This window comes from Streptomyces sp. NPDC047028 (assembly GCF_040644095.1).
Classification (GTDB): domain Bacteria; phylum Actinomycetota; class Actinomycetes; order Streptomycetales; family Streptomycetaceae; genus Streptomyces.
This window is the reverse complement of record NZ_JBEYVS010000021.1, coordinates 71217-93134: the sequence shown is the minus strand read 5'-3', so window position 1 is coordinate 93134 and position 21918 is coordinate 71217. Positions and strand designations below refer to the sequence as shown.

The following is a 21918-nucleotide window of genomic DNA, read 5'->3' as shown; positions in this document are numbered from 1 at the left end:
GTCCCCAGTCAGGTACCTAGGTTGAGGGACTCACGTGGCAGAGGCGGAGAGCGTCATCGGTACGCCGGACACCCCGGACGACAGCGGCGAGCAGACGGCGGCGGCCGAGGCGCCCGCCGGTCCTGGTGCGTCCGGCGAGGGCGAGCAGCAGACTCCCGAGCGGCGCGCCGGCCGCGGACGCCGTGTCGCGGTGCTCTTCGCGGTGGCCGCGTTCGCGTACGCCCTGGACCTCATCAGCAAGACGCTCGTGGTCAGGAAGCTGGAGCACCACGCGCCGGTCCAGGTGATCGGTGACTGGCTGGAGCTGCACGCGATCCGCAACCCGGGCGCGGCCTTCGGCTTCGGCGCGGCGTTCACGGTGATCTTCACGGTGATCGCGGCCGCCGTGATCGTCGTGATCATCCGCCTCGCCCGCAAGCTCTACAGCATCCCGTGGGCGATCGCGCTCGGCCTGCTCCTCGGCGGCGCGCTCGGCAACCTCACCGACCGGATCTTCCGCGCGCCCGGCGTCTTCGAGGGCGAGGTCGTGGACTTCATCGCCCCCAAGGGCTTCGCGGTGTTCAACCTGGCGGACTCGGCGATCGTGTGCGGCGGCATCCTGATCGTGCTGCTGTCCTTCCGCGGCCTCGACCCGGACGGCACCGTCCACAAGGACTGAGCGCCCGAGGTCCTACGCCGGGGTTTTCCACAGGCTCGTGCGGGGCGGTCGGACCCGTCCGGCATACTCGACGGGTGAGTACGCTTCCCGAGATCCGAACCCTGCCCGTGCCCGACGGCCTGGAGGGCGAGCGCGTCGACGCCGCCATCTCCCGCATGTTCGGCTTCTCCCGTACGAAGGCCGCGGAGCTGGCCGCGGCGGGCAAGGTCCAGGTCGACGGCTCGGTGGTCGGCAAGTCGGAGCGCGTGCGGGGCGGTGCCTGGCTGGAGGTCGAGATGCCGCAGGCGCCCGCGCCCGTGCAGGTGGTCGCCGAGCCGGTCGAGGGCATGGAGATCGTGCACGACGACGACGACGTGGTCGTGATCGTCAAGCCGGTCGGCGTGGCCGCGCACCCCTCGCCGGGCTGGAGCGGCCCGACCGTCATCGGCGGCCTCGCCGCCGCCGGGTACCGGATCTCCACCTCCGGCGCCGCCGAGCGTCAGGGCATCGTGCACCGCCTGGACGTGGGCACCTCCGGCCTGATGGTGGTCGCCAAGTCGGAGCGGGCGTACACCTCGCTCAAGCGCCAGTTCAAGGAGCGCACGGTCGACAAGCGCTACCACACCCTCGTCCAGGGCCACCCGGACCCGACGAGCGGCACGATCGACGCCCCCATCGGCCGCCACCCGCAGCACGACTACAAGTGGGCGGTCACCGCCGACGGCAAGCCCTCCGTGACGCACTACGACCTCATCGAGGCCTTCCGCGCGGCCTCCCTGCTGGACGTGAAGCTGGAGACCGGCCGCACCCACCAGATCCGCGTGCACATGGCCGCCCACCGCCACCCCTGCGTCGGCGACCTGACCTACGGCGCCGACCCCACCCTCGCCAAGCGGCTGCGCCTGACCCGCCAGTGGCTGCACGCCGTCCGGCTGGGCTTCGAACACCCCGGCGACGGCCAGTGGACCGAGTTCGAGTGCGACTACCCCGAGGACCTGCGCCAGGCGCTGGACCAGGTCCGCGAGGAGACGTACGCGTGAGCACGCCGTACGTGCTGCGGGTCGCCGAGGACCCCGCCGACCGGGACGCGTGCTTCGCCGTGCGCAAGGCCGTCTTCGTCGCCGAACAGGGCGTCCCCGAGGACATCGAGTACGACGCCTACGACGCCGTGGCCGTCCATGTGCTGGCGGTCCGTGCCGACGGGGTGCCGCTCGGCACCGGCCGCCTGCTCCGCGGCGAGCAGGCCGCCGCGAAGACCGGCGGGGACGCCTCGGTGGGCTCACTCGGACGGCTCGCCGTCGCCCGCGAGGCGCGCGGACTGGGTATCGGCGTGGCCCTGGTGCGGGCCATCGAGGACGCGGCACGCGCGCATGGGCTCACGGCCGTGGACCTGCACGCCCAGACCCACGCCCTCGGCTTCTACGAGCGCCTCGGCTACGCGGCGTACGGACCGGAGTTCCCCGACGCCGGCATCCCGCACCGGGCCATGCGCCGTCCCCTCTAGGGCCTGTCCGGCCGCGGGCGTGCGGAAGAGCAGGCGGGCGGGGGCTGTGGCAGTCTTGAGGCCCGCTGTGTGATCGTCGACTCCCGGAGCGCCGGCCGTGGATCAGTTGGCCCTGCTGTTCGTGCTGCTGCTCGGGGCCCTGCTCAGCGTGCCGGTGGGAGACAGGTTCGGGCTGCCCTCGCCGGTGCTGATGACGCTCCTCGGCGGCGCGCTGGCGGTGGCCGACTTCGTGCCCGACGTGAACATCCCGCCCGAACTGATCCTGCCCGCGCTGCTCCCGCCGCTGCTCTACGCCGCCGTACGGCGCACCTCCTGGCGTCAGTTCGCCGCCAACAGACGCCCGATCTTCCTGCTGGCCGTGGCCCTGGTGTTCTTGACCATGGCGTGCGTGGCGTTCGTCGCCAACGCGATCGTGCCCGGACTGCCGCTGGCCGCCGCCGTCGCGCTGGGCGCCCTGATCGCTCCGCCCGACCCGGTCGCCGCGACCGCCGTCGCCGGACAGCTCGGGCTGCCGCGCCGGCTGGTGTCCATCCTGGAGGGCGAGGGACTGTTCAACGACGTCACGGCCATCGTGCTGTACCACGTGGCGATCGCCGCCGCCGTCAGCGGTGAGTTCTCGCCCTGGCGGGCCGGACTTGACCTGGTGCTGTCCGCGGTGGTCGCGGTCGCCGTGGGACTGGCGCTCGGCTGGGGCGCGAACAGGCTGATGGACCTCCTCGGGGACGCGACCCTCCAGATCGGTCTGACCCTGCTGGTGCCCTACGTCTCGTACGTCGTCGCGGAGGAACTGCACGGCTCCGGTGTGCTCGCCGTGCTGACCACCGCGCTGTTCCTCGCCGAGTACGCCACCGACGCCGACGACGTGATGACCCGGCTGGCCGGGCACACCTTCTGGGACATCGTCGACACCCTGGTCACCGGCGTCGCGTTCGGGCTGATCGGCCTCGAACTGCACAACGCGATCCGGACGGCGTCCGGCCGGTGGGGCGAACTGCTCGGCTGGGCGGCCGCGATCGTCGGCGTCGTGGTCGTCGTACGACTGCTGTGGCTGCTGCCTGCGACCTGGCTGACCAAGCGGCTGCACGCCCGGCGGGACTACGACGAGGAGATCCCGGTCAGCTGGCGGGAGACCGTCGTCATGTGGTGGTCCGGGATGCGCGGGGTGGCCTCCGTGGCGCTGGTGCTGGCGGTGCCGCTGAAGACCGAGGACGGGTCGCCGTTCCCCGACCGGGACGAGATGGTGTTCATCGCGTTCGGCGTGATCATCGCCACGCTGGTGCTCCAGGGGCTGACCCTGCCGTGGCTGGTGCGGCGGCTCGGGGTGCGGGCCGACTCCGAGCGGGAGAAGGAGTTCGAGAAGGAACTGGCGGTGCGGGCGGCGAAGGCCGCGCGGCGCAGGCTGCGGGAGATCGAGCAGGTGGAGGAGCTGCCGGAGGAGCTGGCCGAGCAGATGATGCGGCGGGCGTTCGACATCGGGATCCGGATCAGCCCGGACATCGGGGAGGAGGGGCGGCAGCAGCGGGTGCGGTCGCTGAAGCGGGTGCGGCGGATCCAGGGGGAGATGATGAGCGCGGCCCGCCATGAGGTGCTGGCCGCGCGGAGCGAGCCGGGGGCGGACCCGGAGATCGTGGACCGGGTGCTGCGGCACCTGGATGTGCGCAGCTTGCGGTGACCCTTTCTCTCCCCCCCCGCAACCGGTTTTCCGCAGGCGGGTGGGGTCTCGGCGCGGTCAGTTGCCTGCCGGGTGGTCGGCGTAGCGCTTCTGCAGCGGCACGTGGTTCGTCGATGCCTGGGCCGTGTTGACGCGGGGCAGGGCGTAGGGATGGTGTTCGGTCAGCCAGGTGATCATCTGTTCGCGGACCGCGACCCGGGCCGTCCAGATGTCGTCGGCGTCCTTGGCCGTCACCAGCGCCCGTACCTGAATGGTGTTCGGGGTGGTGTCCGTCACCACCAGGTTGTAGGCGCGACCGTCCCAGGCCGGGCACGCGCGCAGGATGTCGCGGAGCCGCTCGCGCATCGCCTCGACGGGCGCGCGGTGGTCGAGGTGCCAGTAGACGATGCCGGTCATCTGCGGGGTGCCCCGGGACCAGTTCTCGAAGGGCTTGGAGGTGAAGTACGACACCGGCATGGTGATCCGGCGTTCGTCCCAGGTGCGGACCGTCAGGAAGGTCAGGGTGATCTCCTCGACGGTGCCCCACTCGCCGTCCACGACGACCGTGTCGCCGATGCGCACCATGTCGCCGAAGGCGATCTGCAGCCCCGCGAACAGGTTCGACAGCGTCGACTGGGCGGCGACCCCGGCGACGATCCCGAGCAGGCCGGCGGAGGCCAGCAGCGAGGCACCGGCGGCGCGCATCTCGGGAAACGTCAGCAGCATCGCGGCGGCGGCCACGACGATGACGATCGCCGAGACCACCCGCATGATCAGCTCCACCTGCGTGCGCACCCGGCGCACCCGGGCGGGATCACGGTGGGCGCGCGCGTACCGGCTGTACGTCGTCTCGACGACGGCCGACGCGATCCTGATCGCCATCCAGGCGGCGGACCCGATCAGCACCAGCGTGAGCGTCCGGCCCACGGCGACCTGGTGGCGCTCCAGCAGCTGCGCCTGGTCGTAGGAGCCCCTGAGCAGGGCGGTGCACAGCACGAGCTGGTAGGGGATGCGGCCGCGGCGCAGCAGCCCCCACAGCGGGGTGTCGTGGTTCCGTTCGTCGGCCTTGCGCAGCAGCCGGTCCGTGGCCCAGCCGATGACCAGGGTGAGCACGAGCGCGGTGCCGAACACGATCAGCGGGCGGAGTACGTTCTCCATGCCTGGGCTCCTAACCGCCGTCCGGCGGCCATGAACATGTGACTTCCGCCCCTTCCTGGGTACGGCGCCGCGGGCCGCGTCACACCCGGCTGGCACCATGGGCGCATGAACATCATGCTTTTCCACTCGGCCTACGGGCTCAGGCCCGCCGTGCGCGAGGCGGCGGACCGGTTGCGTGCGGAGGGCCACGAGGTGTGGACCCCGGACCTCTTCGAGGGACGCACGTTCGACACGGTCGAGGACGGCATGGAGTTCAAGGACACCGTCGGCAAGGACGAGCTGCTCAAGCGCGCCGTGCTGGCGGCGGCGCCGTACTCGGAGCGGGGGCTGGTGTACGCGGGCTTCTCGCTCGGTGCCTCCATCGCGCAGACCCTGGCGCTCGGCGACGAGAAGGCCCGCGGCCTGCTGCTCCTGCACGGCACGTCGGACATCGCGCCGAACGCCGAGGCGGACGAGCTGCCGGTGCAGCTGCACGTGGCGGAGCCGGACCCGTTCGAGACGGACGACTGGCTGAGCGCCTGGTACCTGCAGATGGGCCGCACCGGGGCCGACGTCGAGGTGTACCGGTACGCCGGGGCCGGCCACCTCTACACCGACCCCGGCCTCCCCGACCACGACGCGGAGGCTGCCGAGGCCACCTGGCGGGTGGCACTCGGCTTCCTCGACTCGCTGTAGTTGGACCGGGTCAGCCCGGGAAGCACTCCTTGGGCGGGTGCGCCAGCGACATGAAGTGCCCGGACCACACCCAGGCCGTCGGCTGGGAGTCGTAGATCCTGAACCACCGCGCCCCCGAGGGGGTCTTGATGGTCGAGCACTGAATCCGTTCGACCGTCTCGTACTTGTCTACGTGGTACCTCTTCGACGACGAAGTGGGCTTGGCGTATATGGGCGCGCCATGGATGTCCAGCACCGTCAGGTTGACGTAGGCGGGCGCGGCCTGAGCGGATGTGGATGTGAGTCCGGCGATGGCCAGGGCGGCAGTGAACACCGCGGTCTTCGTCAGGACACTTCGGGGGGTGGCCATGAGCCTCCAATCGATGAACAGAACCGACGGGTCGTCAGTGCGACGACTCGTTAGCATGTTCGATGCGGGCAAGGGCTACTCGGTTGCCTCGCGTGCCGCTTCTCTTAGACCGGGTCGTACGTCCGCTCGACCTTCTGGGTGCCGCTGCGGGTGCGGTACGAGCGTTCCCAGGAGGCGGTCGCGTTCTTGTCCGTGCGGTCGGACAGGACGTAGTAGTCCATCTGGGCGCGGTCGGCGGTGATGTCCAGGACGCCGTAGCCGTGCCGGTCGGTGTCGACCCAGTGGACGTGCCGGTTGGCGGCGCGGATGACCGGTGCGGCGATCGCGGAGACGAAGCCCTCGGGGACCTTCACGATGTCGTCGAGGTTGTCGGAGGTCATCGAGGTGACGACGAACTCGGTGGCCGCCGACGCCGACAGCGGGTAGGTGCCCGCGTCCACGGGCACGTCGTTGGCCCACGCCATGTGGATGTCACCGGTGAGGAAGACGGTGTTGCCGATGGCGTGGGAGCGCAGGTGGGCCAGCAGTTCGCGGCGGTCGTCGGTGTAGCCGTCCCACTGGTCGGTGTTGAGGGCGATGCCCTCCTGCGGCAGCCCGAGCAGCTTGGCCAGCGGCCTGAGCAGGTCCGCGGGCAGCGAGCCCACCGCGAACGGCGAGATCATCACCGAGTTGCCGACCAGCCGCCACCTGGTGTCGGACGCCGCCAGTCCCGCCTTCAGCCAGTCGAGCTGGGCCCGGCCGGTGATCGTACGGTCCGGGTCGTCGACCGAGCCGTTGCCCGTGGCGGCCTGCTGGGAGCGGAAGGAGCGCAGGTCCAGCAGGGACAGGTCGGCGAGCTTGCCGAACCGCAGCCGGCGGTAGGTGGTGCCGGCGATGGCCGGGCGGACCGGCATCCACTCGAAGTAGGCCTGCTTCGCGGCGGCCTGACGGTCCTTCCAGGTGCCCTCGGCGCCCTCGGTGTGGTTCACGGCGCCGCCGGACCAGGCGTTGTCGGCGAACTCGTGGTCGTCCCATATCGCGATGACCGGTGCCTTCGCGTGGAGGGCCTGGAGGTCGGGGTCGGTCTTGTACTTCGCGTGCCGGATCCGGTAGTCGGCGAGCGTGATGATCTCGTGGGTGGGCGCGTGTTCGCGGACGACGGTGCCCCGGGCCGCGTACTCACCGGACTTGTACTCGTATATGTAGTCGCCGAGGTGCAGCCAGGCGTCGAGGTCGCCGCGGGCGGCGAGGTGGCGGTACGGCGCGAAGTAGCCGGCCTCCCAGTTGGCGCAGGAGACCACGCCGAAGCGCAGGCCGGTGACGGCGGCGTCCGCCGCCGGCGCGGTACGGGTGCGCGCGACGGGCGAGTCGGTGCCGCCGGCGGAGAAGCGGAACCAGTAGTCGGTGGCGGGCCGCAGGCCGCGGATGTCGGCCTTCACGGTGTGGTCGGAGGCGGCCGTCGCCGTCGTGGAGCCCTTGGCGACGATCGTGCTGAACGCCTTGTCGGCGGCGACGACCCAGCTCACCTCGGTGTCCGGGCCCGTCCCGGAGCCGGGCGTCGCCTCGGGAGTGGGGGTCACCCGGGTCCACAGCAGGACGCCGTCGGGCAGCGGGTCGCCGGAGGCGACACCGTGCAGGAAGGCGGGGGCGTCGGTGGCGGCGCGGGCCGGCAGCGCGGTGGCGAGCGGAACGGCCAGCACAGCGGTCGCCGCCGCGGCCTTGACGACCGTACGGCGGCGTGGGGACAGCGAGTTGACGCTGTCGGCGAAGTCGGAAGCTCTGTATCGACTGGTCACGACCGATCAGGTTACTGATCGGTATGCGAAAGGGCGGCCGAACTCCGAAAGTTTGCCCGCCCTTCACGTGGACGCCGGAATCCGGGTCGTGCCGGAGATCAGCCCTTGAGAGCCGCGCCCACCACCTTGTTGTAGTCGGCCACCGTCAGCAGCGGGTTGCCGTTGTTGAGCTGCTTGCCGTCCATGACGAAGGTCGGCGTGCCCGTCACGCCGTCCTTGTTGTCGTCGAACGTCTTGGACATGGCCATCGCCCAGGCGTCGTAGGTGCCGCCCTGGACCGCCTTCTGGAACTGCTTGTTGTTCTTCAGCGCGGGGACGGTGTCCGCGACCTTGATCAGGTAGGCGTCATCCTTGAACTTGTCGGTCTGCTCGTCCGGGTGCCACTTCGCCGAGTACAGCGCGCTCTTGTAATCGAGGAACGCCTGCGGGCTGACGTTCAGAGCGGCGCCCAGCGCGCTGAGCGCGTTCTTGGAGCCCTCGCCGTTGTCGTGGCCGTCGATGAACGTGGCGCCGACGTACTGGAACTTGTACTTGCCGTCGTCAATGTCCTTGTGCAGCGTCGAGCCGACGGTCTGCTCGAACTGGGCACAGACCGGGCAGCGCGAATCCTCGTAGATCTTGAGCGTCTTCTTGGCGCTGTCCTTGCCGATGACGACGGTGGTGCCGTCCTTGCCCGTGGTGTGGGCCGGGGCGACGACCTTGGCGTCCTTCAGGCCGTCCCAGTAGCCGGGCTTGTTGGCCTGGACGACGGCGTAGCCGATGCCGCCTGCCGCGGCGAGAACGACGACGATCGAGGCGGCGACGATGCCCTGCCGCTTGGCCTTGTCGCGCTTGGCCTGCCGCTCGCGCTCCTGGCGCAGCCGCTCCCGGGCCGCCGACTTCGAGGCCTGGCTGTTCCGCTTGCTCATCTTGGTGATCTCCATGGGGGCGCGCACACGGCGTGCGCGGAATTACGGAAGGGGGGACTGGTCGTGCTCAGGCGGAGGCCGGGGAGCACGGCGGTCCACGCCGTCCCAGGGAGTGGGCGAGGAGCAGGTCGCGGACGGCGGCCGTTCTCGGGGCCGGGCGCGGCAGCCGGCGCGGCGGCGACACTCGATCCGAGTCCGCGGCCGATGCGGGCAGCAGGGGCCGGACCGCCCTGAGAGCCGTCGCGGCGAGCGCGCGCAGCAACTGGGTCAGGGCCCGCTCGCCCCGGCGCAGCCAGGCGGCGGCCAGCAGGCCCACCCCGACGTGCGCGGCGAGCAGCAGCCAGGCCGCGGCCGGGCTCGCGTGGGCGAGCAGCGCGTCGGCGCGGGTCGCGCCGCCGGTCACCTGCGCCAGCGGAGTGCCGACGGCGCCGCCCTCGCAGAGCACGTCGAAGCCGACCGCGTGCAGCGGGCCCGCGATCGGGCCGCCCGCCCTGCCGTAGCAGGCCTGCTGCCCGGTGGTGAACACCGTGTCCGCGGTCAGCTCCAGCGGGATCAGCAGGGCGGCGATCCGGGCGAAGCCGCGCTCGCGGCCGGCCAGCAGGTACGCCGTGGCGAACACGCCGGCGGCGACCGCGGCCACCGTGCCGAACGGCAGCGGGGCCTGGGACAGCAGCACGTGCGACGCGGTGCTGAGCGTCACGACGACGGCCGTGAACAGCGCCGCGCGCACGGCTCTGAGCTGGGTCCCGGATATGTCCATAGCGAGAGGACAGTGTGGCACGCCGGCCGTTAAGGGAGCCCTAAAGGGTGGCTGTGAGTCCGGGAAGGTTACAGGCCCGGAATCCGGCCGTTGCGGAACAGGTCGACGAAGACCTGGTGATCGGCGCGCGCGCGTGCGCCGTAGCTGTGCGCGAAGTCCACCAGGAGGGGCGCGAAGCCCTCCTCGTCGGCCGCGAGGGCCGCGTCGATGGCCCGCTCCGTGGAGAACGGCACCAGGGACTCGCCGGAGGTGTCGTCCGCCGCCGCGTGCATGGTGGCCGTGGCCCGGCCGAGGTCGGCGACGACGGCCGCGATCTCCTCCGGGTCGTCGATGTCGCCCCAGTCCAGGTCCACCGCGTACGGCGAGACCTCGGCGACCAGCTGGCCCGTGCCGTCCAGCTCGGTCCAGCCCAGCCACGGGTCGGCGTGCGCCTGGAGGGCGCGCTGGGAGATCACCGTGCGGTGGCCCTCGTGCTGGAAGTAGCCGCGGATCGCCGGGTCGGTGATGTGGCGGGAGACCGCCGGGTGCTGCGCCTGCTTGATGTAGATCACGACATCGTTCTCCAGGGCGTCGCTGTGCCCCTCCAGCAGGATGTTGTACGACGGCAGCCCGGCCGAACCGATGCCGATCCCGCGGCGGCCCACGACGTCCTTGACGCGGTAGGAGTCCGGGTGGGACAGGGAGGTCTCCGGCAGCGTCTCCAGGTAGCCGTCGAAGGCGGCCAGGACCTTGTAGCGGGTGGCGGCGTCCAGCTCGATGGAGCCGCCGCCCGGCGCGAAGCGGCGCTCGAAGTCGCGGATCTCCGTCATCGAGTCCAGCAGGCCGAACCGGGTCAGCGACCGGGCGTCGCGCAGCGCGTCCAGCAGCGGGCCCTGTGCGGTGTCCAGCGTGAACGGCGGCACCTCGTCGCTCTTGGCGCCCGTCGCCAGCGCGTGGATCCGCTCCCGGTAGGCCGCCGCGTAGATCGTCACCAGCTCGGTGATCTGCTCGTCGCCGAGCGCCTTCGCGTACCCGATGAGCGCGATCGACGCCGAGAACCGCTTGACGTCCCAGGTGAACGGGCCGACGTAGGCCTCGTCGAAGTCGTTGACGTTGAAGACCAGGCGGCCGTTGGAATCCATGTAGGTGCCGAAGTTCTCGGCGTGCAGGTCGCCGTGGATCCACACGCGCGAGGTGCGGTCGTCCAGGTACGGGCCGCCGCGCTTCTCCGCGTCGAGATCGTGGTAGAAGAGGCACGCCGTGCCCCGGTAGAACGCGAAGGCCGAGGCCGCCATCTTCCGGAACTTCACCCGGAACGCGGCCGGGTCGGCGGCCAGGAGCCGGCCGAAGGCGGTGTCGAAGACGGCGAGGATCTCCTCGCCGCGCTGCTCGTCGCTGAGCTGGGGGACCGACATCGCTGGGTGCCTCCTGGTACGGAACGGGTGGTGCGTGGACTGCGGACACGGGGTCCGACGGCTCTTCCGCCGTCTTCAACGGGCGACGCCACGCGGGAGTGCCCGGTTCCCGCACGACGGTACGTCGGGATGCCGCACGAGTGTCAGTGCCCGGGCATAGACTTCGACGCTGACCCCCAGAGCGTCCGCCAGCCCGTCGCCCAGTGTTTCCGTTGGAGGCCGAAACCGTGTCCAAGCCGCCGTTCACGCACCTGCACGTCCACACCCAGTACTCGCTGCTGGACGGCGCCGCGCGGCTGAAGGACATGTTCAACGCGTGCAACGAGATGGGCATGACGCACATCGCCATGTCAGACCACGGCAACCTCCACGGGGCGTACGACTTCTTCCATTCCGCGAAGAAGGCCGGAATCACCCCGATCATCGGGATCGAGGCGTACGTCGCCCCCGAGTCCCGGCGCAACAAGCGCAAGATCCAGTGGGGCCAGCCGCACCAGAAGCGTGACGACGTCTCCGGTTCCGGCGGTTACACCCACAAGACGATGTGGGCGGTGAACAGCACCGGCCTGCACAACCTCTTCCGGCTGTCCTCCGACGCGTACGCCGAGGGCTGGCTGCAGAAGTGGCCCCGGATGGACAAGGAGACCATCTCGCAGTGGTCCGAGGGCATCGTCGCCTCCACCGGCTGCCCCTCCGGCGAGGTGCAGACCCGGCTGCGCCTCGGCCACTTCGACGAGGCCCTCAAGGCCGCCGCCGACTACCAGGACATCTTCGGCAAGGACCGCTACTTCCTGGAGCTGATGGACCACGGCATCGACATCGAGCACCGGGTCCGCGACGGCCTGCTGGAGATCGGCAGGAAGCTCGGCATCCCCCCGCTGGTCACCAACGACTCGCACTACACGTACGCGCACGAGGCCGGCGCGCACGACGCCCTGCTGTGCATCCAGACCGGCAAGAACCTCTCCGACCCCGACCGCTTCAAGTTCGACGGCACCGGCTACTACCTGAAGTCCACCGACGAGATGTACGCCATCGACTCCTCGGACGCCTGGCAGGAGGGCTGCGCCAACACCCTCCTGGTCGCCGAGATGGTCGACACCGAGGGCATGTTCCTCAAGCGGGACCTCATGCCCAAGTTCGACATCCCCGAGGGCTACACCGAGGTCACCTGGTTCAAGGAGGAGGTTCGCCGCGGCATGGAGCGGCGCTTCCCCGGCGGCGTCCCCGACGACCGCCAGAAGCAGGTCGAGTACGAGATGGACATCATCATCCAGATGGGGTTCCCGGGGTACTTCCTCGTGGTCGCCGACTTCATCATGTGGGCCAAGAACAACGGCATCGCCGTCGGCCCCGGCCGTGGCTCCGCGGCCGGCTCGATCGTCGCCTACGCCATGGGCATCACCGACCTCGACCCCATCCCGCACGGACTGATCTTCGAGCGGTTCCTCAACCCCGAGCGCGTCTCCATGCCCGACGTCGACATCGACTTCGACGAGCGCAGGCGCGTCGAGGTCATCCGGTACGTCACGGAGAAGTACGGCGCCGACAAGGTCGCCATGATCGGCACCTACGGCAAGATCAAGGCCAAGAACGCCATCAAGGACTCCGCGCGCGTGCTGGGCTACCCATACGCCATGGGCGACCGCCTCACCAAGGCGATGCCCGCCGACGTCCTCGGCAAGGGCATCGACCTCAACGGCATCACCGACTCCTCGCACCCCCGGTACAACGAGGCGGGCGAGATCCGCTCGATGTACGAGAACGAGCCGGACGTGAAAAAGGTCATCGACACCGCCAAGGGCGTCGAGGGCCTGGTGCGGCAGATGGGCGTGCACGCCGCCGGCGTGATCATGTCCAGCGAGACCATCACCGAGCACGTGCCCGTCTGGGTCCGGCACACCGACGGCGTCACCATCACGCAGTGGGACTACCCGAGCTGCGAGTCGCTCGGCCTGCTCAAGATGGACTTCCTCGGCCTGCGCAACCTGACGATCATGGACGACGCCGTCAAGATGGTGAAGTCCAACAAGGGCACCGACATCGACCTGCTGTCGCTGCCGCTCGACGACCCGACGACGTTCGAACTGCTCCAGCGCGGCGACACCCTCGGCGTCTTCCAGTTCGACGGCGGCCCCATGCGCTCGCTGCTGCGGCTGATGAAGCCCGACAACTTCGAGGACATCTCCGCCGTCTCCGCGCTCTACCGTCCCGGCCCGATGGGCATGGACTCGCACACCAACTACGCGCTGCGCAAGAACAAGCTCCAGGAGATCACCCCCATCCACAAGGAGCTCGAAGAGCCCCTCAAGGAGGTCCTGGACGTCACCTACGGCCTGATCGTCTATCAGGAGCAGGTGCAGAAGGCCGCCCAGATCATCGCCGGCTACTCGCTCGGCGAGGCCGACATCCTGCGCCGCGTGATGGGCAAGAAGAAGCCCGACGAACTGGCGAAGAACTTCACCATCTTCCAGGCCGGCGCCCAGAAGAACGGCTACAGCGACGAGGCCATCCAGGCGCTGTGGGACGTCCTGGTCCCGTTCGCCGGATACGCGTTCAACAAGGCCCACTCCGCCGCCTACGGCCTGGTGTCGTACTGGACCGCCTACCTGAAGGCCAACCACCCCGCCGAGTACATGGCCGCGCTGCTGACCTCGGTCAAGGACGACAAGGACAAGTCGGCGATCTACCTCAACGAGTGCCGCCGCATGGGCATCAAGGTGCTCCCGCCGAACGTCAACGAGTCGGTGCACAACTTCGCCGCCCAGGGCGACGACGTCATCCTGTTCGGCCTCGAAGCCGTGCGCAACGTCGGCACGAACGTCGTCGAGTCCATCATCAGGAGCCGCAAGGCCAAGGGGAAGTACGTCTCCTTCCCCGACTACCTCGACAAGGTCGAGGCGGTCGCCTGCAACAAGCGCACCACCGAGTCGCTGATCAAGGCCGGTGCCTTCGACACGATGGGCCACACCCGCAAGGGCCTCACCGCACAGTACGAACCGATGATCGACAACGTGGTCGCGGTCAAGCGCAAGGAGGCCGAGGGGCAGTTCGACCTCTTCGGCGGCGGCGACGAGGACAGCAGCGAGCCCGGCTTCGGACTCGACGTGGAGTTCACCACCGAGGAGTGGGAGAAGACCTACCTGCTCGCCCAGGAGCGGGAGATGCTCGGTCTGTACGTCTCCGACCACCCGCTCTTCGGTCTGGAACACGTGCTGTCCGACAAGGCCGACGCCGGCATCTCCCAGCTCACCGGCGGCGAGCACGCCGACGGCGCGGTCGTCACCATCGGCGGCATCATCTCCGGCCTCCAGCGCAAGATGACCAAGCAGGGCAACGCCTGGGCGATCGCCACGGTCGAGGACCTCGCCGGCTCCATCGAGTGCATGTTCTTCCCGGCGACGTACCAGCTCATCTCGACCCAACTCGTCGAGGACGCCGTCGTGTTCGTCAAGGGCCGTCTCGACAAGCGCGAGGACGTGCCCCGGCTCGTCGCCATGGAGCTGATGGTCCCCGACCTGTCCAACGCCGGCACCAACGCGCCCGTGGTCCTCACCATCCCCGCGACGAGGGTCACCCCGCCCATGGTCAGCAGGCTCGGCGAGATCCTCAGCCACCACAAGGGCGACAGCGAGGTCCGCATCAAGCTCCAGGGTCCGCGCAAGACCACCGTGCTGCGCCTGGACCGGCACCGGGTCAAGCCCGACCCCGCCCTCTTCGGCGACCTGAAGGTGCTGCTCGGCCCGTCCTGCCTGGCCGGCTGAAGCACCAGGCCGGGAACCGGCTGAACCACACGGCCGGCACCGGGCGAAACGGCACGGGCGAGAAGGGGCGCACCCGCGACGGGTGCGCCCCTTCTGTGTGCCTGGGCCTGAACCGGCCCTTTAGTTGTGGCCGTAGCGCTTCGCCTGTTTACGGCCCGAGTCGCCGGGGTCACCGGGGATGTGGGACACCGGCGCCTCGTGCATGTCCGGCGCCGTCTGCGACTGCTCGCGGGCGGGCATGTTCTGCGGGCCGCGGTTCTTCTGCGCGGGCTGCTTGCGGTTCTTGTTCTTGGCCATGGTGATCTACCTCCTGAGGGGGATCTAGGGGCCAGGGCCGGATTCAGATTCACATACGCCGACATCAGGCGCATGTCGGATAATTACCGTGTGTGACAGGGAAGGTGGGCGCGCGAGATCCGCAAACGCCACGCCGAAGATCGAGTTCGGGCCGTTAACCCCCGCGCGGTCGGGCAGACTCGAAGGAAGTCCGAAGCAAAGCCTCCCGGGAAGAGGGTGAGTCGCGTGGACCGCTGCATCGTCCTGGTGGACGCCGGATATCTGCTGGGGGCCGCCGCCAGCCTTCTCGCCGGCGAGCCCTCCCGGTCCCGGATCACCGTCGACCACACCGCGCTGATCCAGGCCCTGCGCGAACGCGCGGAGTCCGAGACCGGGCGCCCTCTGCTGCGCATCTACTGGTTCGACGGCGCGCCCGACCGCGTCCCCCAGCCGGAGCACCGCCGGCTGCGCGTGATGCCCCGGGTCACCGTCCGGCTCGGCGCCCTCACCCGCAGCGACGGACGCTGGGCGCAGAAGGGTGTGGACGCCGCCATGCACGCCGAGCTGACCGAGCTGGCCCGCAACCGCGCCTGCTCCGACGTCGTCCTCGTCACCGGCGACGGCGATCTGCTGCCGGGCATGATGGCCGCCAAGGAGCACGGCGTCGCCGTCCACCTGTGGGCCGTACAGGCCGCCGACGGCGACTACAACCAGTCCGAGGACCTCGTCGCCGAGGCCGACGAACGGCGGGTGCTGGACCGGGCCTGGATCACCCAGGCGGTGCGCGCCCGGGAACTGACCGGCGTGTGCGCGCCGCCGCCCGCGACCCGGCCCGAGATCGCCGCGATCCTTTCCGCGCCGCTGCCCGAGTCCGGGCTCGGCACGGCGGGCGAACGGCCCGCCCCCGACACCGGCCGCCCGCCGGCCGCGGCGGCGACGGAGAACGGCGCGCAGGAGCGGGTGCCCGCCGCCAAGGGCGTCCCCACGCCCAAGGACCTCGCCGCCCTGCGCGCTCCCGGCGCGCAGGCCGTGCAGCACCCGGCGACCGCGACCCTGCGCTGGTCCTCCGACAAGGGCTGGGTCGACCGGCCCGGCACGGTCTCCGAACCCCCCGAGATCGCCTCCATGCCGACGCTGGCCCAGCTGACCACCGCGGAGCAGCGCTGGGCCGACCGGGAGGAGGACATCACCACCGTCGGCGGCGACCCCTTCGAGGTGGGGCAGGTCTTCGCCCGCCGCTGGATGTCCCGGCTGGGCGACCAGAGCCATGTGCAGCGGCTGTCCACGATGTACCCGCGCATCCCGCACCGCGTCGACGGCGAGCTGCTGCGCTACGCCGCCCGGTTCGGCCTGCTCGCCCACAAGGACGACCAGATCGACGAGCACGACCGGTACGCCATCCGGGCCGGCTTCTGGCGCGAGTTCGACGTACCGGCCACGGCCGAACCCGCGGGCACGACGGACTGAGCCGCCCGCGACGGGCCGGCCGGGGTGAGTCCGGCACCGCCGGGTCGCGGGCCGGTGACCGCGCTCCGCCGCTGGCGGGTTCCGGGCGGCCGGGCCCGGCGGGCGGCTGAGCGGTCGCGGGGCGTGAGGGGAGTGAGCGGTCGCGCCACCCGTCGCGTCGCCCCCAGCTGAGCGCCGCCGCCCGGGACCGCGCGGGGGTGCGCCCGTCCGGCGGCGGGGCGGCCCCGTCCGGCGGCCGAACGGTCGCGCTGTGTGAGGAGGGCGAGCGATCGCTCCACCCCTCGCGAGCGCCACTGCCCGGTGCCCGCGTGGGCGCGCGCTCGCCCCGGCGCCGTGGGAAGCGGCCCCAAAGGCGAGTAAAGGGTGCGGACCCCGTACCCTCGTGGCTTGTGAGTACGCGCGCGGGACAGGCACTTCGTGGTGACGAGGTCGTACGCGTGCGCGGGCTCGGCAAGACCTACCCGGCCGTGAAGGGGCGGCGCGGCGCGGCGGGGACACCCGAGGTGCGGGCCACCGACGAGGTGGAACTGGACGTGCGCCGCGGCGAGATCTTCGGGCTGCTCGGGCCGAACGGCGCCGGCAAGTCCACCCTCGTGCGGCAGCTCACGGGCCTCCTGCGGCCCGACACGGGCAGCGTGGAGATCCTCGGCCACGACATCGTGCGGCACCCCGAGCGGGCCGCCCGGCTCCTCGCCTACCTGGGGCAGGAGTCCTCCGCCCTGGACGAGCTGACCGTCTCCCTCGCCGCCGAGACCACCGGTCGCCTGCGCGGCTTGGACGTGACCCGGGCGAGGGCCGAGCGCGACGCCGTCCTCGACGAACTCGGACTCACCCCGATCGCCGGCCGGGCCCTGAAGAAGCTGTCCGGCGGCCAGCGGCGCCTCGCCTGCTTCGCCGCCGCCCTCGTCGGCGAGCGTTCGCTGCTCGTGCTCGACGAGCCGACCACCGGCATGGACCCGGTGGCCCGCCGTGCGGTCTGGGCGGCCGTGGACCGGCGGCGGGCCGAACGCGGCACGACCGTGCTGCTCGTCACCCACAACGTCATCGAGGCCGAGACCGTGCTCGACCGGGTCGCCGTCCTCGACCAGGGCCGGGTCATCGCCTGCGACAGCCCCGCCGGGCTCAAGGAGCGGGTCGCCGGCGAGGTGCGCGTCGAGCTGGTGTGGCGGGACCGGGCACCGCTGGACGTGCCCGAGGTGGCCGTCCTGCGGGAGCGTGCCGTGGAGTCCGGCCGGCGCTGGACGCTGCGGCTCGCGCCCGAGGAGGCCCGCGCCGCCGTCGCGACCGTGACCGGCGGAGCCGCCTTCGCCGCACTGGACGACTTCACGCTCGCCACGCCCAGCCTGGAGGACGTCTACCTGGCGCTCGGCGGCGCGGCCCGGCAGGGTCTGGTGAGGACATGAGCGCGGGAGCCGCGGAATGCGTACGGGTGACCGTGGGGAAGAGGAGCAGCTCGTCGTGAGTGTCGTACCCGCGGAGGTTCTGCCGGACGGTGCCCGGACCGTGCCCGCCACGGCACCGGGTGCCGTGGCCGAGCTGGGCCCGCGCGCCCGGCTGTGGCCGTCGCTCGTGGCCGTCTACCGGGCCCAGCTGTCCCGGGCCCGGGTCGCCAGGATCCCGCTGCTGTTCGTGGCGACCTTCCAGTCCGTCGGCATCGCCGTGATGATGCGGGGCGTCGTCGACAGCACGAGCGAGGCGCAGTACGTGGTGGCCGGCTCGTCCGTGCTCGTCGTCGCCTACGTGGCGCTCAACCTGCTGTCGCAGTACTTCGGGCAGTTGCGGGCCAGCGGCGGCCTCGACCATTACGCCACCCTGCCCGTGCCGCCCGCGGCGGTCGTGCTCGGCGCGGCCGGGGCGTACGCGTCCTTCACCGTGCCGGGGACCCTGGTGACCGGCGTCTTCGGCTGTGTGCTGTTCGGGCTGCCGCTGTCCAACCTGTGGGTGCTGCTCGCGGTGATCCCCCTCGCGGGGGCCGCCCTGTCCGGTCTCGGCGCCGCCTGCGGGCTGCTCGCGCCCCGGCCCGAGCTGGCCACGCTGCTCGGACAGCTGGGCATGTCGGCGGCGCTGCTGCTCGGCGTCCTGCCGGCCGACCGGATGCCTGAGGCCGTACGGCTGGCGCGGGACCTGCTGCCCTCCACCTACGGCGTGGAGGCCTACGCCCGGACATTCGGGGCACACCCCGACTGGGCCGTGGTGCTCGTAGATCTGGGGGTGTGCGCGGGTGTCGGAGTGGTCTCGCTGGCGGTGGCGACCTGGGCGTACCGCCGGGCCGCCGTCCGGTGACGCGGCGCGCCGAGCGGCCTGGCACGATGTCAGGGTGACCGCACCGCTGACTCCGCCTCCACCGCCGCACGAGCAGTCCTCCCACCAGACCTGGCAGGCGCCGCCCGCCGGGACGGTCGGAGGCATGTACGAACAGGACGGCCCCGGGATGAAGACCGAAGTGCGGGAGGCCGGCGTGATCGCGGTGGCGGTGGCGCTGAGCGGTGTGCTCCTCGGGGCGCTGTGGTGGTGGCTGGCGCCGCACGTTCCCCTGGTCGGGCAGCATTCCGGCAACAGCTGGGTGGTGTATTTCAAGAACGCCGAGGACACCGAGGGCGAGCAGGCCATAGGCGTGGACGGAACGTTCACTCTGCTGGCACTGGCGTTCGGAGTCGTCAGCGCGGTCGCGGTGTTCCTGCTGCGACGGCGCGGCGGGGTGCCGCTCGTGGCGGCGCTGGGGCTGGGCGGGCTGCTCGGGTCGGTGCTGGCGTGGCGGCTGGGCGTGTGGATGGGGCCCGACACCGACGTGATCGCCCACGCGAAGGCGGTGGGGGCGGGGGTCGCCTTCTCGACGCCGCTGAAGCTGGGGGCGAAGGGGGCGTTGCTGGCGTGGCCGCTGGCCGCGGGGGTGGTGCATCTGGGGCTGACGGCGCTGTTCGGGCCGCGGGACCCTGAGCTGGAGGTTCCCGGTGAGGGTGGGTACGGGGGGCCGCCCGCGTAGGTTTCTCGCCCCCGCCGCCCCTACCCGTCCCGTCCTCCGGGGGCTCCGCCCCCGGGCCCCCGGTATCGGCCTTCGGCCTCGTCCTCAAACGCCGGACGGGCTGGAGGTGCGGCCCACCGGTGCCATCGTGGCGCTGGTCAGTGCTGCCAGGGTCGCCGGAGCCAGCTCCACCTCCATGCCTCTACGGCCCGCCGACACGCAGATCGTGTCGTGGGACCGGGCCGAGTCGTCCAGGACCGTGGGGAGTCTCTTGCGCTGGCCGAGGGGGGAGATGCCGCCGCGGACGTAGCCGGTGGTGCGTTCGGCGAGGGCGGGGTCGGCCATCGTGGCGCGTTTGCCGCCGACCGCCGCCGCCAGGGCCTTGAGGTCGAGGGAGCCGGAGACCGGGACCACGGCGACCGTCAGACTGCCGTCGACGTCGGCCACGAGCGTCTTGAACACACGGTCGGGGGAGACACCCATCGCCTCGGCCGCCTCCTCGCCGTAGGAGGGGTGGGCGGGATCGTGGTCGTAGGAGTGGACGGTGAAGTCCGCGCCCGCCGCCGTCAGGGCCACCGTGGCCGGGGTGCCGCCGGCCTGCTGCTTCTTCGCCTTCTTGGCCATCGCTCCCTCAGTTCAGACTCGTCGGCGCCCGCGTCAGCTCGAACGCGGGCAGCGAGGGCAGGCTACGGATGATGGCCGTCTCCGCGCGCAGGAGTCTCAGCTCGTCCCGCAGCCGGGACGCCGTGTCCGGGGCCTGCAGCAGCCGCTGTTTCGTCGGCGTGTCCAGCACCATCGCGGCGGCCACCAGGTACGACACCACGCTCGGGTCGTCCGGCAGGTCCGCCCCCGTGGACAGCGAGCGCTCGCGGGCGCCCGCCAGCCGCTTCTGGTACTGCCGGAACGCCCGCAGGACGCCCTCGGCGAGCGCGCCGGCCTCGTCGCCGGGCTCCTCCGTCAGCTCCTCCAGCTCCGCCGTCAGGAACGGACCCGAGGCGTCCACGGAGAGCAGCCGGACCCGGGTCGTGCCGGTCGCCAGCACCTCGAACGTGCCGTCGGCCCGCTCCCGCACGGTCGCCGCGTCCGCCACACAGCCCACCGAGTGGAGGCTCTTGAGCGGGTCGGGGCCGAAACCCGCGGCCGGGCCGCGGTCGGGCTGCGCCGTCGGATCGGGCATGCCCGGCTCACTCGGCGCCACCTCGTGGCCGTCGCGGATCGCCACGACGACGAACCGGCGCGGCTCGTCCTCGGGGGCCTTCAGAAGTTCGCGCATCATGGCGCGATAGCGCTCCTCGAAGACGTTCAGAGGAAGGACGAGTCCCGGGAACAGCGCCGAGTTCAGCGGGAAGAGGGGCAGACGGACGGTGGTCACGGCGCCCCAGCCTAATGGTCGTCGGCCGCTACGGAGCCCCGCGGGCCCGCCGCGGGGACGGGCACCGCCCCGGCGCCGGCCCCCGCCGCCCCCTCCCGGTCCGCCGCGGCCAGTTCCTCACGCAGCCGCAGGAAGTGGCCGAGCGGGTCGTCGGACTCCCGCTCCCACGGGAAGGACGTGGCGTAGGGGCCTGTCAGGCGCAGTTGGACGAGGGCCTCGCGGCGCCTGCCGAGCCGGACGAGGACGCAGGCGAGGAGGTTGCGCGTCTCGGCCGCGCAGGGGTCGGCGGCCGGCAGCCGCGCGGACAGGGCGGCGGCGCGGTCGGCCGCCGCGTCCAGCCGGGCGCGCGGCACCTCGGTGCCGCCCCCGACGGTCAGGTAGCCGAACGCGGCCCGCACCGGCAGCGCCTGCACCAGCGAGTCCGCCGGGGCGTCCTGCGCGGCCCGGTCGGCGAAGTCGAAGCACTCGCGGTGCGAGCCCCGCCACGAGGCGGCGAGGTAGCGCAGGGCGGCGACGTGGCAGCCGTAGTGGTGCGGGGAACGGCGTACCGCCGCCTCCCACAGCTCCCCGAAGTAGCCGTGCCCCGCCCGCGAGCCGCGCGCGTGGTCCAGGGCGATCCGCCACGGCACCGGGTCCCGGTCCTCGGCGCGGGCGGCGGCCGTGATCAGCGGGCTCACCTCGCGCAGCAGTTCCGCGCGGGCCGGCGAGGGCCAGGCCCGGTCCACGGCGAGCTGCGCCGCGACCAGCCGCAGCCCGGGGTCCCCAGGATCGGCCGCACCCCACGCCTCGAACCACTCCGGCCGCGACCGGGCGAACGCGGCGAGGCACTGCGCGTACCGGTCCCGGTCCTCCCACTCACGGGCACCCCGGGTGGCGGCGAGCAGCGCGGCGGCCGGCCCGTACTCACCCCGGCCGGCCGCGACCAGCGCGGGTGAGAGGCGGTCGTCGGCCCCGTCCAGGACGGGCTCGTCCTCGGCCGACGGCCGGCCGGCGAGCCGCGAGGCACGCCGGACGGACCGCGAGGAACGGAGGAACGCGGGCAGCAGAGCCATGGTGTCGACCATTGAAAGACCGCAGCTCACACCGACGCCAGAGGCTCCGGAAAACTCGTAGAAAGTTGTACGGGCAAAGGCCAAGGAGAGGTAAAGGGTGAGTGCCGCTCCCAGCACCTTTCAACGCCCTCCACAGGGGCGCCCCTATAGGGGCGCGGGGAACTGCGCGAGCAGCCACAACGCACCCGCACCCAACCCACGACCGAACCTGGCG

Annotated in this window: 20 protein-coding genes; 10 read left to right on the top strand and 10 right to left on the bottom strand. The window is 71.6% G+C overall.

The features are described 5' to 3' along the window. Window positions 1-34: 34 nt before the first annotated feature. The 4 genes from lspA (at window position 35) to ABZ854_RS20130 (ending at window position 3813) form a co-directional block, all read left to right on the top strand. Window positions 35-658, top strand: a complete 624-nt coding sequence (gene lspA, locus ABZ854_RS20145; RefSeq protein ID WP_361212472.1) for a signal peptidase II — start codon at window positions 35-37, stop codon at window positions 656-658. A gap of 74 nt (window positions 659-732) precedes the next feature. After that, a complete protein-coding gene (locus tag ABZ854_RS20140) occupies window positions 733-1677 on the top strand; it encodes an RluA family pseudouridine synthase (protein WP_361212470.1) in 945 nt (314 codons plus the stop codon). Further along, window positions 1674-2141, top strand: coding sequence for a GNAT family N-acetyltransferase (locus ABZ854_RS20135; RefSeq protein ID WP_361212467.1), 468 nt, complete (start codon window positions 1674-1676; stop codon window positions 2139-2141). The genes ABZ854_RS20140 and ABZ854_RS20135 overlap by 4 nt, the downstream gene beginning before the upstream one ends. 97 nt (window positions 2142-2238) lie before the next feature. Beyond that, window positions 2239-3813: a Na+/H+ antiporter gene (locus ABZ854_RS20130; protein WP_361212464.1), complete on the top strand. Its 1575-nt coding sequence runs from the start codon at window positions 2239-2241 to the stop codon at window positions 3811-3813. A 57-nt stretch (window positions 3814-3870) separates the two neighbouring features. On the opposite strand, the gene ABZ854_RS20125 is transcribed toward ABZ854_RS20130, so the two are convergent. Continuing rightward, window positions 3871-4950 (bottom strand): mechanosensitive ion channel domain-containing protein, encoded by a 1080-nt coding sequence (locus ABZ854_RS20125; protein WP_361212461.1) that lies wholly within the window; start codon window positions 4948-4950, stop codon window positions 3871-3873. 105 nt (window positions 4951-5055) lie between these two features. On the opposite strand from ABZ854_RS20125, the gene ABZ854_RS20120 reads away from it, so the two are divergent. Continuing rightward, window positions 5056-5625 carry a dienelactone hydrolase family protein gene (locus ABZ854_RS20120; RefSeq protein ID WP_361212458.1) on the top strand — a complete coding sequence of 190 codons (570 nt, stop codon included), beginning with the start codon at window positions 5056-5058 and terminating at the stop codon, window positions 5623-5625. A 10-nt stretch (window positions 5626-5635) separates the two neighbouring features. Here the strand turns inward: ABZ854_RS20120 and ABZ854_RS20115 are convergent, their stop codons facing one another. From ABZ854_RS20115 to ABZ854_RS20095, 5 genes are all read right to left on the bottom strand, one after another. Next, window positions 5636-5974: a hypothetical protein gene (locus ABZ854_RS20115; protein ID WP_361212455.1), complete on the bottom strand. Its 339-nt coding sequence runs from the start codon at window positions 5972-5974 to the stop codon at window positions 5636-5638. A 104-nt stretch (window positions 5975-6078) separates the two neighbouring features. Next, window positions 6079-7749, bottom strand: a complete 1671-nt coding sequence (locus ABZ854_RS20110) for an alkaline phosphatase D family protein (protein WP_361212452.1) — start codon at window positions 7747-7749, stop codon at window positions 6079-6081. A gap of 98 nt (window positions 7750-7847) precedes the next feature. Then, window positions 7848-8657, bottom strand: coding sequence for a thioredoxin domain-containing protein (locus ABZ854_RS20105; protein WP_361212449.1), 810 nt, complete (start codon window positions 8655-8657; stop codon window positions 7848-7850). Between the two features lie 67 nt (window positions 8658-8724). After that, window positions 8725-9417, bottom strand: coding sequence for a hypothetical protein (locus ABZ854_RS20100; protein ID WP_361212446.1), 693 nt, complete (start codon window positions 9415-9417; stop codon window positions 8725-8727). Window positions 9418-9485: 68 nt separating this feature from the next. Then, a complete protein-coding gene (locus ABZ854_RS20095; RefSeq protein ID WP_361212443.1) occupies window positions 9486-10811 on the bottom strand; it encodes a DUF2252 domain-containing protein in 1326 nt (441 codons plus the stop codon). A gap of 227 nt (window positions 10812-11038) precedes the next feature. Between ABZ854_RS20095 and dnaE the strand changes: the two genes are divergently transcribed. After that, window positions 11039-14575: a DNA polymerase III subunit alpha gene (gene dnaE / locus ABZ854_RS20090; RefSeq protein WP_361212440.1), complete on the top strand. Its 3537-nt coding sequence runs from the start codon at window positions 11039-11041 to the stop codon at window positions 14573-14575. A 120-nt stretch (window positions 14576-14695) separates the two neighbouring features. On the opposite strand, the gene ABZ854_RS20085 is transcribed toward dnaE, so the two are convergent. Next, window positions 14696-14872: a hypothetical protein gene (locus tag ABZ854_RS20085; RefSeq protein ID WP_361212437.1), complete on the bottom strand. Its 177-nt coding sequence runs from the start codon at window positions 14870-14872 to the stop codon at window positions 14696-14698. Between the two features lie 225 nt (window positions 14873-15097). Between ABZ854_RS20085 and ABZ854_RS20080 the strand changes: the two genes are divergently transcribed. The 4 genes from ABZ854_RS20080 to ABZ854_RS20065 all read left to right on the top strand — a co-directional run bounded on the left by ABZ854_RS20080 (window position 15098) and on the right by ABZ854_RS20065 (window position 19301). Next, window positions 15098-16318 carry an NYN domain-containing protein gene (locus tag ABZ854_RS20080; protein ID WP_361212434.1) on the top strand — a complete coding sequence of 407 codons (1221 nt, stop codon included), beginning with the start codon at window positions 15098-15100 and terminating at the stop codon, window positions 16316-16318. A 389-nt stretch (window positions 16319-16707) separates the two neighbouring features. Beyond that, entirely contained in the window at window positions 16708-17721 is a 1014-nt protein-coding gene (locus ABZ854_RS20075; RefSeq protein WP_361212431.1) for an ABC transporter ATP-binding protein, read from the top strand. A gap of 55 nt (window positions 17722-17776) precedes the next feature. Further along, complete coding sequence (locus tag ABZ854_RS20070) at window positions 17777-18601, top strand: ABC transporter permease (RefSeq protein WP_361212428.1); 825 nt, start codon at window positions 17777-17779, stop codon at window positions 18599-18601. Window positions 18602-18635: 34 nt separating this feature from the next. Further along, window positions 18636-19301: an AAA family ATPase gene (locus ABZ854_RS20065; RefSeq protein ID WP_361212426.1), complete on the top strand. Its 666-nt coding sequence runs from the start codon at window positions 18636-18638 to the stop codon at window positions 19299-19301. An 84-nt stretch (window positions 19302-19385) separates the two neighbouring features. Here the strand turns inward: ABZ854_RS20065 and ybaK are convergent, their stop codons facing one another. The 3 genes from ybaK to ABZ854_RS20050 are packed head-to-tail and all read right to left on the bottom strand — an operon-like array spanning window position 19386 to window position 21716. Continuing rightward, window positions 19386-19904 (bottom strand): Cys-tRNA(Pro) deacylase, encoded by a 519-nt coding sequence (gene ybaK, locus ABZ854_RS20060; protein WP_361212423.1) that lies wholly within the window; start codon window positions 19902-19904, stop codon window positions 19386-19388. A gap of 7 nt (window positions 19905-19911) precedes the next feature. Next, window positions 19912-20652 (bottom strand): LON peptidase substrate-binding domain-containing protein, encoded by a 741-nt coding sequence (locus ABZ854_RS20055; RefSeq protein WP_361212420.1) that lies wholly within the window; start codon window positions 20650-20652, stop codon window positions 19912-19914. 11 nt (window positions 20653-20663) lie between these two features. Next, a complete protein-coding gene (locus ABZ854_RS20050; protein WP_361212417.1) occupies window positions 20664-21716 on the bottom strand; it encodes a hypothetical protein in 1053 nt (350 codons plus the stop codon). Window positions 21717-21918 lie beyond the last annotated feature (202 nt).

What these genes read in the sequence shown, in the direction of transcription:
- ABZ854_RS20125 (WP_361212461.1), bottom strand. Translation starts at nt 4,950, where the DNA reads ATGGAGAACGTACTCCGCCCGCTGATCGTGTTCGGCACCGCGCTCGTG.
- ABZ854_RS20120 (WP_361212458.1), top strand. Translation starts at nt 5,056, where the DNA reads ATGAACATCATGCTTTTCCACTCGGCCTACGGGCTCAGGCCCGCCGTG.
- ABZ854_RS20115 (WP_361212455.1), bottom strand. Translation starts at nt 5,974, where the DNA reads ATGGCCACCCCCCGAAGTGTCCTGACGAAGACCGCGGTGTTCACTGCC.
- ABZ854_RS20105 (WP_361212449.1), bottom strand. Translation starts at nt 8,657, where the DNA reads ATGAGCAAGCGGAACAGCCAGGCCTCGAAGTCGGCGGCCCGGGAGCGG.
- ABZ854_RS20100 (WP_361212446.1), bottom strand. Translation starts at nt 9,417, where the DNA reads ATGGACATATCCGGGACCCAGCTCAGAGCCGTGCGCGCGGCGCTGTTC.
- ABZ854_RS20095 (WP_361212443.1), bottom strand. Translation starts at nt 10,811, where the DNA reads ATGTCGGTCCCCCAGCTCAGCGACGAGCAGCGCGGCGAGGAGATCCTC.
- ABZ854_RS20085 (WP_361212437.1), bottom strand. Translation starts at nt 14,872, where the DNA reads ATGGCCAAGAACAAGAACCGCAAGCAGCCCGCGCAGAAGAACCGCGGC.
- ybaK (WP_361212423.1), bottom strand. Translation starts at nt 19,904, where the DNA reads ATGGCCAAGAAGGCGAAGAAGCAGCAGGCCGGCGGCACCCCGGCCACG.
- ABZ854_RS20050 (WP_361212417.1), bottom strand. Translation starts at nt 21,716, where the DNA reads ATGGTCGACACCATGGCTCTGCTGCCCGCGTTCCTCCGTTCCTCGCGG.